Origin of the sequence: Mesorhizobium sp. M0938, assembly GCF_040319125.1 — a bacterium.
GTDB classification, from domain to species: domain Bacteria; phylum Pseudomonadota; class Alphaproteobacteria; order Rhizobiales; family Rhizobiaceae; genus Mesorhizobium; species Mesorhizobium robiniae.
In genome coordinates, this window is the sequence record NZ_JAMYNS010000010.1 from 96,651 (window position 1) to 110,969 (window position 14,319).

Consider the following 14,319-nt stretch of genomic DNA (forward strand, 5'->3'; position numbering starts at 1 on the left):
CGCCATCAATACCGCATTGCCGCCGGCCATCTGCCGCGCTATCTCAGGCGACCGCTGTCTGCCTCAGGCGATCCTGTCTGCTTCAGGCGACCCTATCTGCTTCAGGTCGACGTTTGCCGGAGTCTCCCATGCCTGAAATCGTTACCGCCGCCATGCTCGTCATCGGCGACGAGATTCTGTCCGGCCGCACCAAGGACAAGAATATCGGCCACCTCGCCGACATCATGACGGCGATCGGCATCGACCTGAAGGAGGTGCGCATCGTTCCCGACGAGGAAGGCGAGATCGTCGCCGCGGTGAATGCCGTGCGTGCCCGTTACACCTATGTCTTCACGACCGGCGGAATCGGTCCGACGCATGACGACATTACCGCGGATTCGATCGCCAGGGCCTTCGGCGTGCCCTGCGAATACGATGCCAAGGCCTATGCCATGCTGGAAGCGAGCTACGCCGCGCGCGGTATCGAATACACCGAGGCGCGCAAGCGCATGGCACGAATGCCGCGCGGCGCCGACCATATCGACAATCCTGTGTCCATCGCGCCGGGTTTTCGCATCGGCAACGTCCATGTGATGGCCGGCGTCCCATCGATTTTCCAGGCGATGCTCGACAATGTGGTGCCGACGCTGAAGGCCGGCACCATAATGTTGTCGGCCACGGTGCACTGTCCCTTTGGCGAAGGCCTTGTCGGCGGACCGCTGGGCGACATCCAGAAGGCGCATCCAGATACGATCATCGGGTCCTACCCGAAATATGGCGACGGCAAATTCTGGACTGAGCTGGTCATCCGTGCCCGCAGCCAGGAAGCGCTGGAGGCCGCCCGCGCCGACGTCGAGGCAATGGTCGCAGGCCTCGCCAGCGCGGCCAGTTGAGCTAAAGTGCGTCGTCTGAAGGAATCCATGCGACGCGCTTTAGGTTCTTGTTTCATGCATGTCGCTGTCCCAAACCGCTGCGGACTTTGCGACACGCATCAGGCCGGAACCAAGCATGGTACTGTGACGTTTCTCGCGGGCGAGTTTCGATCGCCGTAAAATGAGGGATTTACCATGCGATTCAAGACCATCGTCGCCATACTGCAGAACGAACAGGACGCGGAGCGCGTGCTAGAATGTGCCATTCCGCTCGCCGACAAGTTCGAGAGCCATCTCATCGGCATTCATGCCGAAGCGCTTCCTGTCCCCTACACCTCGGCCACCGGCTTTCCCGACACTGAGTTCCTGCAGGTTTCAGCCGACATGAACAAGGAGCGTGCCGAAAAATTGCGCGCGCTTTTCCTCAGGCATATCGAGGATTCCGGCCTGTCCTTCGAATGGCGCAGCCTTGAGAGCTTTTCCGGAGACAGCGCGCTGACCGGTATCCCGACCGTCCGCACCGCGGACCTGATCATCGCCGCGCAGCGCGAGTCGGGCGGCGATCCGAGCGCCGACGTCGACACGCTGGTCTACGACGCCGGCCGGCCGGTGCTGGTCGTGCCGCATTCGGGCCCGCTCGTCACCAGTTTCAAGCATGTGCTGCTCGCCTGGAACGGCAGCAAGGAAGCCGCGCGCGCCGCCTTCGACGCCCTTCCCTTCATTATCGAGGCCGAGAAGACGGATGTTGTCGTCATCGACCCACCGGATACGCTCGACGCGGCGCCGGAGGCGGCCGGCGCCGAAATCGCCGCTGCCCTGTCCAGGCATGGCGCCACGGTCAGCGTCTCGGTCCTGCAATCGGGCGGCCTCTCGGTCGACGACGTGATCCAGACCAGGGTTGCCGAAACCGGCGCCGACCTGCTCGTGCTCGGCGCCTACAGCCATTCCTGGCTGCGCCAGCTTCTGTTCGGCGGCGTCACGCGCACGGTGCTGCGCACGGTACCGGTGGCAGCCTTCCTGTCGCGGTAGGCCCACAAGGATAAGTCCACGCTGGGCGCGTCCACAGGGATCGTTCGCCGCCGCCACTTGCCAACACCTAGGCTTTCCAGTTAATTCCGCGCGCATTCCCTCAAGTGTCTGCGCGCGATTTTTTGCGCGCTGCGGAGTGCGCAGAAAAATGTCCCTTCCCGAAAAGGCCTTTCCCGTCTCCTGGGATCAGTTCCACCGCGACGCGCGTGCGCTCGCCTGGCGGCTTGCCGGCGCCAACAAAGGCCAATGGAAGGCGATCGTCTGCATCACGCGCGGCGGGCTGGTTCCGGCTGCCATCATCTCGCGTGAACTCGGGATCCGGATCATCGAGACGGTCTGCGTCGCCTCCTACCACGACTACACCAGCCAGGGGCAGTTGCAGGTGCTGAAGGAGGTCACGCCTGCACTGCTCGCCGATGACGGCGCCGGCGTGCTGATCATCGACGATCTCACCGACACCGGCAAAACCGCGGGCATCGTGCGGGCCATGATGCCCAAGGCGCATTTCGCCACCGTCTACGCCAAGCCGAAAGGCAGGCCGCTAGTCGATACCTTCGTCACCGAAGTCAGCCAGGACACCTGGATCTATTTTCCGTGGGATATGGGCTTCACCTACCAGAAGCCGATCGCCGACGACCACGTCGGCTGATTCGCGGCAAGTGCTTGTTCTCCTGGGATAGCCGGGCGGCCACTTCCTGCTGGCGACCACTTCTTGAAAGAACGCCGCGGCGCACGATATTTCCTGAATCGACGCGCCTTGTCGTGGTTAACCACCCCGTATGAGGTTTTTTACTTTTATTGCTTATGATTAGCCGTAAGATTCACGAGACGGCAGATGATTCTGGAGGCTGGGGCAAGCTTCTCCGATGTTGACGACGCCAGCAACGCACAACCATTTGGCCGAAAGGGTCCAGCGGCTCTTCGGTGCGGCGCCGTGCCGCCTGCAGGTTGCAGCATTGCCCTGGCGCGATACCGGACATGGCATCGAGATCATGCTGATCACCAGCCGCGATACCGGCCGCTGGGTGCTTCCCAAAGGCTGGCCTGAGGCCAAGGAACTGCTTTGCGAGGCGGCGGCGCGCGAGGCCGGCGAGGAAGCCGGACTGCGCGGCACGATCTCCCACCACGAAGCCGGTCGCTATTTCTATGCCAAGGCATTGTCTTCCGGCGAGGAAGTGCCTTGCGAAGTCCTGGTGTTTCCGCTGCAGGTCGACAAGATCGCCGACCGGTGGAAGGAAAAGCGGTCGCGCACCCGCAAATGGGTCAGCCCCGCCGAGGCGGTGCGCATGGTCAACGAACCGGACCTTTGCCAGATCATTGCCTATTTCTGTGCCGACCCGCGCCAATTCTCCTGAGTTGGACTAGGCCCCAACAGCCAAAGCCGCGTCGCCTGCGCGCGAGCAAAATCGAAATCTTGCACGCCACTTTCTATCCCCGTTATCCACATGTGTGACACACAAGATGTTGGGGTCACAAAAGCTACGCAAACGAATCCTTGACGGCGCAAAACGAGTCGCCTTTTATAGGCCATGCGCTCCTGTTGAGAGCGCGACCGGAAAGTTCTGAGCCCGGTCTTTTTCCCGGATTTTGTGCGTTTTGCCCGCATTTCCGCCTGGTTACGAGGCCGGCGGAAGCGTTGGGATTGGTGGGCTTGGGGAGACGAAAAGGGAAAATTGTCGGACTGGAATAAATTGTCTGTTAATACTATATTTAGTGTTTGCAGGTAAGTTCGACGCTAGATAGTGTGAAGTTCCCTCGATTGAGGGAGTCGCAAAAAAGTTTCAGTCTTGAGGGACCCGCAGGGTTCGTCAGCGCGTTGGACGGCACCTTCGCAAGGAGGTCGACCAGCAGGGCGGGCGGAGGCTGTGAAAAGGAGCCGGCCGTTTTTGAACGCCGGCAGACGGCGGACATGCGCGTTTCGCATTGGGGGCAGAAATCCCCGGGGAAAAGCGCTATATATAGACAAAAGGAAAAGGGCCAATGCGCATCGAGCGTCGTTTCACCAAGCAGGGTCAATCGGCTTACGCGGAGATCGAATTCCGCAAGGCGCTTTCGGAGATCAAGAATCCGGATGGCTCGGTGGTGTTCCGCTTGGACAATATCGACGTGCCGGCGCAGTTCAGCCAGGTTGCCGCCGACATCCTGGCGCAGAAATATTTCCGCAAGGCCGGCGTGCCGGCACGCCTGAAGAAGGTCGAGGAGAATGACGTCCCCTCCTTCCTCTGGCGCTCCGTTGCCGACGAGGCCGAACTGGCAAAATTGCCCGAGGCCGAGCGCTACGGCTCCGAGATCGATGCCCGCCAGGTCTTCGATCGCCTCGCCGGCACCTGGACCTATTGGGGCTGGAAGGGCGGCTATTTCAAATCGGAAGAAGATGCCCGCGCCTTCCGTGACGAGCTTGCCTATATGCTGGCCACCCAGCGCGTCGCGCCAAACTCGCCGCAATGGTTCAACACCGGCCTGCATTGGGCCTATGGCATTGACGGCCCGAGCCAGGGCCATTTCTATGTCGACCCGTTCACCGGCAAGCTGACCAAGTCGAAGTCGTCCTACGAGCACCCGCAGCCGCATGCCTGCTTCATCCAAGGCGTGCAGGACGATCTCGTCAATGAAGGCGGCATCATGGACCTGTGGGTGCGCGAGGCGCGCCTGTTCAAATACGGCTCCGGCACCGGCTCCAACTTCTCGTTCCTGCGCGGCGAAGGCGAAAAGCTGTCCGGCGGCGGCCGCTCGTCCGGCCTGATGAGCTTCCTCAAGATCGGCGATCGCGCCGCGGGCGCCATCAAGTCGGGCGGCACGACGCGCCGCGCCGCAAAGATGGTCATCGTCGATGCCGACCATCCCGATATCGAGGAGTTCATCGACTGGAAGGTCAATGAGGAGCAGAAGGTCGCCTCGCTGGTCACCGGCTCCAAGATCGTGAAGAAGCACCTCGAAGCGATCATGAAGGCCTGCATCAACTGCGAAGGCCAGGACGACGATTGCTTCGATCCGGCGATCAACACCGCGCTGAAGCGCGAGATCAAGCTGGCCAAGAAGGACGGGGTTCCGGAGAACTACATCTACCGCGTCATCCAGTTCGCCAAGCAGGGCTACACCTCGATGTCGTTCAAGACCTACGACACCGACTGGGATTCGGATGCCTACCTCACCGTTTCGGGCCAGAACTCCAACAATTCGGTCTCGCTGAAAGACGATTTCCTGCGCGCCGTCGAAGAGGATGCCGACTGGCACCTCACCGCCCGCAAGGACGGCAAGGTGCTGAAGACGCTGAAGGCGCGCGACCTGTGGGAAAAGATCGGCTATGCCGCCTGGGCGTCGGCCGATCCGGGCCTGCACTTCAACACGACGATGAACGACTGGCACACCTGCGCCTCGGCCGGTGCGATCCGGGCGTCCAATCCGTGCTCGGAATACATGTTCCTCGACGACACCGCCTGCAACCTGGCCTCGATCAATCTGCTGCCCTATCGCAACGCCGACGGCACCATCGATATATCAGCCTACGAGCATACGGTTCGGCTGTGGACCATGGTGCTCGAAATTTCCGTCATGATGGCGCAGTTCCCGTCGAAGGAAATCGCCAAGCTCTCCTACGAATACCGCACGCTCGGCCTCGGCTACGCCAATATTGGCGGCCTGCTGATGACCTCGGGCATTCCCTATGATTCCGACGAGGGCCGCGCCATCTGCGCAGCACTCACTGCAATCATGACCGGCACGGCCTATGCCACCTCGGCCGAAATGGCCGCCGAACTCGGCGCCTTCCCCGACTACGACCGCAACGCGCAGAACATGCTGCGCGTCATGCGCAACCATCGCCGTGCTGCTTACGGCGACAAGGACGGCTACGAAAAGCTCGCCGTCAATCCGGTGCCGCTGGTCGCCTCCGACCTGAAGCAGCCGGAGCTTGCCGCCCATGCCAAGGCTGCCTGGGACCGCGCCATCGAGCTCGGCGAGGAGCATGGCTACCGCAATGCGCAGGCAACCGTGATCGCGCCAACCGGCACGATCGGCCTGGTCATGGATTGCGACACCACCGGCATCGAGCCCGACTTCGCGCTGGTCAAGTTCAAGAAGCTGGCCGGCGGCGGCTATTTCAAGATCATCAACCGCGCCGTCCCGGAAGCGCTGCGCACGCTCGGCTATTCGGAAAGCCAGATCGCCGAGATCGAAGCCTATGCAGTCGGCCACGGCAATCTGAACCAGGCGCCTGCCGTCAACCCCGGTTCGCTCAAGGCAAAGGGTTTCACCGACGACAAAATCGCGGCACTCAATGCAGCATTGAAGTCGGCCTTCGACATCAAGTTCGTCTTCAACCAGTGGACGCTGGGCGCGGATTGGGTGAAGGAGAATTTTGGCTTCACCGACGAGCAGCTCAACGATTTCTCGTTCGAGATGCTGCCGGCGCTCGGCTTCTCGAAGAAGGACATCGAAGCCGCCAACATCCATGTCTGCGGTGCGATGACGCTGGAAGGCGCGCCGTTCCTGAAGGCAGAACACTTGCCCGTGTTCGACTGTGCCAGCCCGTGCGGCAAGATCGGCAAGCGTTCGCTGTCGATCAACAGCCACATCCAGATGATGGCGGCGGCCCAGCCCTTCATCTCAGGCGCCATTTCCAAGACCATCAACATGCCGAACGACGCGACGGTGGAAGACGCCAAGGGCGCCTACATGCTGTCGTGGAAGCTGGCGCTGAAGGCTAACGCGCTCTATCGCGACGGCTCGAAGCTCTCCCAGCCGCTCAACGCCTCACTGCTTGCCGACGTCGAAGACGACGAGGACGATGCCGTCGAGCAGCTGATCGCCGCACCGGCGGCGGCACGCGCGGCACAGATCACCGAACGGATCGTCGAGCGCATCGTCGAGCGGGTGTCGCGCGAGCAGGAAAAGCTGCCCGGCCGCCGCAAAGGCTACACGCAGAAGGCCAAGATCGGCGGCAACACCATCTTCCTGCGCACCGGCGAATATGACGATGGCCGTCTCGGCGAGATCTTCATCGACATGAACAAGGAGGGCGCGACCTTGCGCGGCCTTCTCAACAATTTCGCCATCGCCATCTCGCTCGGCCTGCAATATGGCGTGCCGCTCGACGAATATGTGCACGCCTTCACCTTCACCAAGTTCGAGCCGGCCGGCATGGTGCAGGGCAACGACGCCATCAAGAGCGCGACGTCGATCCTCGACTACGTGTTCCGCGAGCTCGCCATCTCCTATCTCGGCCGCAACGACCTCGCCCATGTCGACCAGTCGGACTTTTCCAACACGGCACTTGGCCGCGGAATCAGCGAAGGCAAGACCGACGCCGTTTCCAAGGGCCTGACCCGCGGCGCCTCGCCGGTGAAACTGGTGTCGAGGGTGAGCGGCAACGATCCGAAGGGCTTTGCCGGTTCGGGCTCGCCCAGTGCCCGCTCCGCGCCGACGGCATTCTCCGGCTCCAACGTGCTGGCGCTGAAGCCGGCCAGCGACGAAGCCACCGCCTACAAGCGCGATTACGAGGAGCGGGCAAAAGAGCTGATCGAGGACATCGCCTTCGAGGAGGCGGCTTCAGATGCCACGGCGGCGCTGTTCACCGATGCCGCAGCCCTCGAGGCGGCCGAGGCGAAGAAGCTGGCCGCCGACCGCCGCGCCAAATCGCTCCTCCAGGGCTACACCGGTAATTCCTGCTCCGAATGCCAAAACTTCACCATGGTCCGGAACGGGACATGTGAGAAGTGCGATACTTGTGGGGCTACGAGCGGGTGCAGCTGAGGAATCTGCATACCTAAAAACGTAACATGGTCGGCCCGGTCGCAAGATCGGGCCGAAATAGCAAAAGGAACAAAAAGGGTACGAGCGCATAAGGATGTCTTTATGTAGCATCCTCTGAAAACACCAAGGCCGGCCCTTTTGGCCGGCCTTGGATACCGCGGAATAAGCCGAGGCCCACGCGGGGCGACGAGATCAGAATCCCATCTCCTGTAGCAAGGTTATTATATGGAGATTCTGATCTAGGAGTCGAGAAGGCATCGGTAGCAGTGTGACTTTTAACGGCTCCAGAAAGGCCTTCTCATTATGAAAACCGAACCGCAAATCAGCGCCAATAAATTGATTGAGTATTGCTTCGCTCGATCCACCCGACGAACTGCGATCATTGAAGATATCATCAGACCCAAGAACTTCCTCCTCGACACGCGCTACAATGAGATTGAGCGCGCAATGATGCATTTCATTGAAACTCACGGTCAGGATGACAGCCGACTGTCTCAGCTCGACAGGGCCTTGCTGTCGCGCCAACCTGCTACCTCGCACGATGAACAAAGGCTTCTTACAGCTCATGATGCAATTGAACTTTGCCGCACTATGAGCTTGGCCAAGCTACCTACTGCTGCAAAATTAAACGGCATTTCAGATAGCCAACCAAAGTTCTTTCTCGGCGGTGTCTCTGTTAGCGTCCGACCGACAAACTCGGCCAAGGTACCACAGACAGGAAAGAAGGAATTTGGCTTCGGCTTGATTAAACCTTATCTCTGCAAGACTCTACCATTGTCGACAGAAACTTCGGCGCTGCATGGGGCACTTCTCCATTGGTATGCGGAGGAATGTTTCCAAGATGCCGGAGAACCACGCGCAGAATTCTGTTTTGTGATTGATGTGTTTGCGCAGAAGATTTTCACTGCACCTGGTAGTTTCAGCCAACGCAGAAAGCTGCTGGCAGCTTCGTGCCAAGAGATTGCAGACAGATGGCAGTCAATTCGGGCGAGGCTAATTGCTGACGAAGTGGCTAGTCGGAAACGGCTTAAATAATCATCCGGCAACGCTCCACCTTCTCCCGTCGTTGTGGGAGAATGCAAGACCGCGCCGCCACGGAGGACCTGCTGGCAACTACGTTTCGCGGAAACCGCCGCGTTTGTCGCCAATGAGAACAGCCGCAGCGAAGACGCTGCGGCTGTTGGTCAAGGGGGCGCTCAGTTCACGGCGCTGATATTGCCCAAGCGTAAAAACAGCGTTTCGCCGGATGAATCATCGACGCCGTCATTGTCGGTGGCGACGAAAATATCGCCGTTCTTGTCGATGGTGAAACCTTCGACCTTGTCGACGACATAGCCGTTGGTGGCTGATTGCAGGTCGCCGATGATGTCGCGCACCAGCGTCTTTTCGACCAATGGCAGTTCGCCACCGAGCTTGGCCGGTTTGAAGGCGTCGAGCGTCACCGAATAGACGCGCTTCACCTTGGCAAGGTCGCCGATCTGGTTGTCGCGTTCGAGTATGTAGAGCTTGCCTTCATGCCCAGTGATCTCCGACAGGCCCATCCACCCGGCTTCGGTCGCTTCGAGCGGGTAGCGCACCGCCGACCATTCCTTGGCCTTCGGCTTGTAGGCCAAAAGCTTGACCTGGCCCTTCGGATCGTCGGCCCATTCGCGCTGCACTGCCATCACCAGCGTCAGGTCGTCGCCCTCGCCAATGGTGGTGATGCCTTCGAGGCCGAAGCGGGTCTGGTGGGCGAGCAATTCCATCGGGAAGCCGATTTCCTGCTTGATCTCGCCCTTGTCGTCGACGCGCAGGATGGCGTGCGGGACGAGCTTTGCCGGATCGCCTTCGTTGGCCAGCCAGAAGCCGCCTTCACCGTCGGCGACAAGACCTTCGATGTCGAGCTTCTGTGCAGGATGGCCGCCACGCGTGACGATGGTCTTGCCGGTGATCAGCGCCGGCGTCTGCGTGGCATCGATCTCGAAGATCGAGAGCGCGTTGGCGTAGAACGAGTCCGACGTCGCGAAGAGCTTGCCGGCAGCGTCGCCGGCCGCGAGCGCCGAAAGCGCACCCCAGCCGAGTGGCGTGCCGTCTGCCGTAAGCTTTGCCGTGATCATCGGGTAAGTGGCGGGACCCTCGGAGCGCTCGTAGATCATCACATGCGAGCGGGCGAGCCCGTCCTCGACCAGGTCGGCCTCGTTGGCGGTGACCAGGAGATTGCGCGACGGGATCGCGACCAGGCCTTCCGGGCCGATGCCGGACGGCAGGATCTGGACAAACTGAGGCTCAGCACCGGTGTCCTTGTAGACGCCGACAACGGAGCCGCGCTCCGAAGCGACGAAAATCAGCCTGTCTTCGCCGAAGGCGCCAGTATCGAGACCTTCCGGCTCGACGCCCTTTTTGTTGCGGTCGTCGGGGTAATGGCCGGCATTGGCGACCTCGTACTCAAAGGACGGGCCAGATTCGTAGAGAACCTCGCCCTTCTTGCTGAAGATTGTGAAGCCGCGCGAGCCGCCCTTGTAGTCGCCCTCGTTGGCGACGACGAGACGGTCATTGTCGAGCCATTTCACGGCGTCGGGTTCGCGCGCGACGTTTTCCATTTTGCCGTCGAAGGAAAGGGCGCCGTTCTTCTTGGTGTCGATCTTGTCCAGCGTGACCGAGCCTGCGGAGAAGTGGCTGACGATCGCGCCGGTTTCGGCATTGACGATGGCGATGTGATTGTTTTCCTGCAGCGTAACCGCAATCTCGCCGGCCTCGTTGAAGGTGACGAATTCCGGCTCTGAATCTTCCGCCGCGACTTCGGCAATGCCCGCCAGGTTCACGGTCTTCATCGTCGCGCAGTCAGGCTGGCCTTCGGCAAGCGCGAAGATCTTGAGGTCGCCCGCCGGCATCTGCGGCATTTCTCCGTCGTTCAGCTCCTCCTCGCGCTCGTTCTCGATGGCGACGGCCAGGAACTTGCCGTCCTTGCTCAGCGCCAGCGAGTCCGGCTGGCCGCCGAGGTCGCAGGTGCTTTCGATCGCCTTGGAGGCAAGGTCGATGACGGTGAGGTTGCCCGAAGGCTTGGCCTTGCTCTCCGATGTGTTGACGCCGGCCAGCACCTTGCCGCCGAGGACAACGACCGAGGTCGGTTCACCGTCGATCTTGACGATGCCGCCCGCCTTGGGCGCCTTGGGATCGGCGAGATCGATGAAGCCGACCGCGCCGAGCGGGCTGTCGGAATAGACCAGCGTCATGCCGTCTTCGCTGGCCGTGATGATCTCGGACGAAGTCGGCGTGGTCTTCTCGACGTCCGCCGGGAGGTTTCTGGCGACCGCGAAGCTCGCGACCCGGTTGAACATCATGTCGGCATAGGCCGGCAGGGAAACGGAGGCAGCAAGCGCTGCCGTCAGGACGAAAAGCGCGGAATGGCGGGGCACGGGTGGCGTCTCCTGTTCGAATGGAAGCCACCTGCTTTGGAGGAGCGACATTTCAATGCGATGACAGATCCATGACAGTTCCGCGACAGGCGGTCAGGGTCGTCAATATTCACGTCATGCTGGCCTGCAAATGCGGCTTTGTGCGGTGCGATCAGTACCGCCGCAGGCGCGAGCAGCAGGATGCTCCAGCCGGCCCCCTACTCCGCCTCGGCCACCATCTGCCGCCCGCCAACCCAGTTCCGCCAGGCTCTTTCGTCGCCGTGGAAGACGTTGAGGTCGATGCGGCCTTTCACGCCGTGCGACAGCCCGGAGCCGGAATACTGCCAGAACACCCATTTGCGGCCGGGATAGACCTTCGACGGGTGCTGTGCCACCGCGCGCAGCCAGAACGGATAGTCTGGGAAAGCGCCTTTGAGATTGTCGCGGTAGAAATCGGGCGCGGTGTAGATGATGGGCCGCTGGCCGTAGTGGCGTTCCAGCTTGTCCATGAACACCTGCATCTTCTCCAGCACCTTTTGCCGCGACGGGCGCCGCTTGCATCTCGATTCGCCGTTCCACTCGACATCGATCACCGGCGGCAGAGCGCCCTCGACCCTCGGCACGTTGCGGATGAACCAGTCGGCCTGCGAGCCTGCGGTGCGGCACCAATAGAAGAAATGATAGGCGCCGCGCTTCAGTCCGGCGGCATCGGCATTGCGCCAGTTCTTCCTGAACATCGGGTCGAGGTGATCGCCGCCGTCGGTCGCCTTGATATAGGCGAAATTCGCGCCCTGCGCCCGCAGCTTCGCCCAGTCCACGTTGCCCTGCCAGCGCGAGACGTCGACGCCGTGAACGGCCAGGTGCCTCGGCGAGGCCTTGCCGAAATTAATCGGCTTGGCGTCACGAAAACGATAGCGCTGGACCGGCTCGGCGAGGATCGGTGCTGCCCGCGCCAGTCGCTTCGGCGCCACCAGGGCAATCGGCTCGGCGGGTGGTTCGATGCTTCCCACAGGCTCTGGAGGGGCCATCGCCACGGCTTGGTCCATCGCCTCTTCCTCAGCGAAGGCGGGTGCGGCATCGGCCGCATCGACCGAGGCCACCGGCGCGGGCGGCCGCACAACCGAGCTGGTCGTCTCACTGGACGGCACTTGCAGCGCATCGACGCCGGACGTCGACGTGCAGCCGGCAAGGCACAGCGCTGCGATCGAGAAGATGACGACGCCTGATAACCGCATCTGGACCTGTACGCAAAACACAACAGACCGATGGCAAGACAACGCCGCCGGACAAACCAGTCCAGATTACTAACGAGAAATTACCAACAAAGTTTGAATCAAATTGTTAGCGCCTCTTCATCGAAGCGCCGGCGGAACAGCGCGAAGGACCGCTGACCTTGTCAGGCACCGCTGCCTAGCTGCACAGCCATAGTTTTTGGCAGGTCTTGGCTACCATGTGGGCTGGCGGTACAAAGCGACCGGGGTTGACCGGCGCATCATCCTCCGCCCGGCGAACCTTTTCTTCAAGCAGCGTGCGAAGCTCGGCCGGCTGCACGCGGTCACGCTCCATCACGAGCTTGACCATCGGATCGCTCAAAAGCTCATCCAGGGTGTTGATTCTGTCGTTCATCCGTCGCCTCCTCGACCGCCGACCCGCAAGCAATAGATAGGTGGCAATGATGGCTCGCCAATGACGCTTTGCCGGCTATCTCGTGTCCCGGATGAAAAAATTTGGGCACGCGCCTTGCCTCTCCCCTTGTGGGAAAAGGTTAGGCGGGCGGCGGCGCACCTTCATATTGCGGCAGTCCGTCGTCGAGCTGTATCCAGGGCTGCTTCGAAGCGGTCCACATATGCATCTGTGGCTTGAATACCGAAGGATCGTCGAGCGAGCCGGAGGTGACGCCGATGATGCCGGCGGAGTCGCGCCGGGAAAACAGCGTCGTGCCGCAGGCCCGGCAGAAGCCGCGCTTGAGATCGGGCGAGGAATTCACCAACGCCACCGGCCCTTCTGTCGTCACGTCGTCGATGCGGAACAGCACGCGGGCGTTGAAGGCCGCGCCCAGCGCCTTCTGGCAAAGCCGGCAATGGCAGACGCGCTCGTTGATTGGCGCGGCATCAGTGCGGTAGCGCACCGCGCCGCACAGGCAGCCACCCTGATACCTAGCCATATTTGCGTCCCTCTTTCTGAAGATGGGCGCCAAGGTAGCTACCGGCACAGGAGCGTCAATTGAAATGCTTTGATGGCGCCATCTGTTGACGTGATGCGGCCGGCGGAACTTGCGGTGCGGTGAGGCACGACGCGTAACAAGCGTTGCCGGCCATCTTGCGGAAGACGGCCTGCAGGCGATTGTCAGGCGTCAGTTCGTTTCGCTGACGATCTCGTCCCAGGTCTTCACCTTGGTCTCGCCATTGAGGAAGGGCAGCGCGGCGGCTGTCAATTCCGGCGCAAAGAACACATCGTAATGGGTGCGGTTCGGCAGGATGGCCAGCCGATTCTGCGACAGGTTCTCGCGCATCCAGCCGGCGTCCTTCAATCCGCCGCCAAGCATCTGATAGAATTTGATCTCGTGCTCGGGCCGGTACATGTCGCCGTCGCCGAAGGCCAGCATGACAGGCATCTTCAGCTTCGGCACGTCGGCGGAATAATCGTAGTCCTTGCGCATATAGGCGCCGAGCTGATCGAGCAGATTCGGAAAATCCTGCGGGCGCGGTGCTACCGCCACGTAGGATTTGTACATCGGCGTGTCCTTCATCATGTCGGCCATCGCCGCGCCGACCTGTGCCTGCTGGCCACGCATCTCGGCATAGAAGCCGTCCGCGGCATAGCCGGTCGAGACCAGGACCAGCCTGCGCACGGCCTCGGGATGCTGGACGGCCATGCGGAAGGCGACGCCGCCGCCCAGCGAATAGCCCATGACATCGACTTTATCGTAGCCAAGCGCCTTGACGATCGCCGCCATGTCGTCGCCCATCGCCTCGAGGCTCAATGGCCGGTCGCCGAGCGCGGTGCGGCCGTGCCCCTGCAGGTCGACGCCGATGACGGTGCGGTTTTCGGCAAATTTCGGCAAGATCGGTGCAAACATGTCGGTCGTGCCGAGACCACCATGCAGCAGAAGCAGCGGCTCGCCCTGGCCGTAAACGGCGTAATAGTAGTTCAGGCCGTTGATCGGCAGCAGGCCGGATTTTGCCGGTTTCGGCAGGACTGTCGTTTGGGTCGTCATGGTGGGCTTTGCCTCCTCGGCTTTGGTGGCGCCCGGCGCGGCGAACAGCGCCGCAGCCGAGGCGAAAATGGCGAAAAACATCGATCTGGACATATCG

General features: G+C 61.4%; 11 protein-coding genes. 6 read left to right on the plus strand and 5 right to left on the minus strand.

Annotated elements, in window-relative coordinates; all coding sequences use genetic code 11:
- The first annotated feature begins 128 nt into the window (after nt 1-128).
- The 6 genes from NKH73_RS19040 (at nt 129) to NKH73_RS19065 (ending at nt 8,666) form a co-directional block, all read left to right on the plus strand.
- Nucleotides 129-872, plus strand: a complete 744-nt coding sequence (locus NKH73_RS19040) for a competence/damage-inducible protein A (RefSeq protein WP_352934715.1) — start codon at nt 129-131, stop codon at nt 870-872.
- A 174-nt stretch (nt 873-1,046) separates the two neighbouring features.
- A complete protein-coding gene (locus NKH73_RS19045) occupies nt 1,047-1,880 on the plus strand; it encodes a universal stress protein (protein ID WP_352934717.1) in 834 nt (277 codons plus the stop codon).
- Nucleotides 1,881-2,028: 148 nt separating this feature from the next.
- Nucleotides 2,029-2,529 carry a xanthine phosphoribosyltransferase gene (gpt, locus tag NKH73_RS19050; RefSeq protein WP_352934719.1) on the plus strand — a complete coding sequence of 167 codons (501 nt, stop codon included), beginning with the start codon at nt 2,029-2,031 and terminating at the stop codon, nt 2,527-2,529.
- Between the two features lie 217 nt (nt 2,530-2,746).
- Nucleotides 2,747-3,235, plus strand: a complete 489-nt coding sequence (locus NKH73_RS19055; protein ID WP_352934722.1) for an NUDIX hydrolase — start codon at nt 2,747-2,749, stop codon at nt 3,233-3,235.
- A gap of 625 nt (nt 3,236-3,860) precedes the next feature.
- Nucleotides 3,861-7,631 carry a vitamin B12-dependent ribonucleotide reductase gene (locus tag NKH73_RS19060; protein ID WP_352934725.1) on the plus strand — a complete coding sequence of 1,257 codons (3,771 nt, stop codon included), beginning with the start codon at nt 3,861-3,863 and terminating at the stop codon, nt 7,629-7,631.
- Nucleotides 7,632-7,934: 303 nt separating this feature from the next.
- Nucleotides 7,935-8,666 (plus strand): hypothetical protein, encoded by a 732-nt coding sequence (locus tag NKH73_RS19065; protein ID WP_352934727.1) that lies wholly within the window; start codon nt 7,935-7,937, stop codon nt 8,664-8,666.
- A gap of 161 nt (nt 8,667-8,827) precedes the next feature.
- Here NKH73_RS19065 and NKH73_RS19070 read toward each other — a convergent pair whose 3' ends face one another.
- The 5 genes from NKH73_RS19070 to NKH73_RS19090 all read right to left on the minus strand — a co-directional run bounded on the left by NKH73_RS19070 (nt 8,828) and on the right by NKH73_RS19090 (nt 14,315).
- Nucleotides 8,828-11,026 carry an esterase-like activity of phytase family protein gene (locus tag NKH73_RS19070; RefSeq protein ID WP_352934729.1) on the minus strand — a complete coding sequence of 733 codons (2,199 nt, stop codon included), beginning with the start codon at nt 11,024-11,026 and terminating at the stop codon, nt 8,828-8,830.
- 197 nt (nt 11,027-11,223) lie between these two features.
- On the minus strand, nt 11,224-12,240 hold the full coding sequence (locus NKH73_RS19075; protein WP_352934730.1) for a glycoside hydrolase family 25 protein: 1,017 nt from the start codon (nt 12,238-12,240) through the stop codon (nt 11,224-11,226).
- Between the two features lie 175 nt (nt 12,241-12,415).
- A complete protein-coding gene (locus NKH73_RS19080; protein WP_352934732.1) occupies nt 12,416-12,631 on the minus strand; it encodes a hypothetical protein in 216 nt (71 codons plus the stop codon).
- A 139-nt stretch (nt 12,632-12,770) separates the two neighbouring features.
- The gene (locus tag NKH73_RS19085) at nt 12,771-13,169 is read right to left on the minus strand and encodes a GFA family protein (protein WP_352934734.1); all 399 of its coding nucleotides are present in this window, start codon (nt 13,167-13,169) and stop codon (nt 12,771-12,773) included.
- 189 nt (nt 13,170-13,358) lie between these two features.
- Nucleotides 13,359-14,315: an alpha/beta fold hydrolase gene (locus NKH73_RS19090; RefSeq protein WP_352934735.1), complete on the minus strand. Its 957-nt coding sequence runs from the start codon at nt 14,313-14,315 to the stop codon at nt 13,359-13,361.
- Nucleotides 14,316-14,319: the final 4 nt, after the last annotated feature.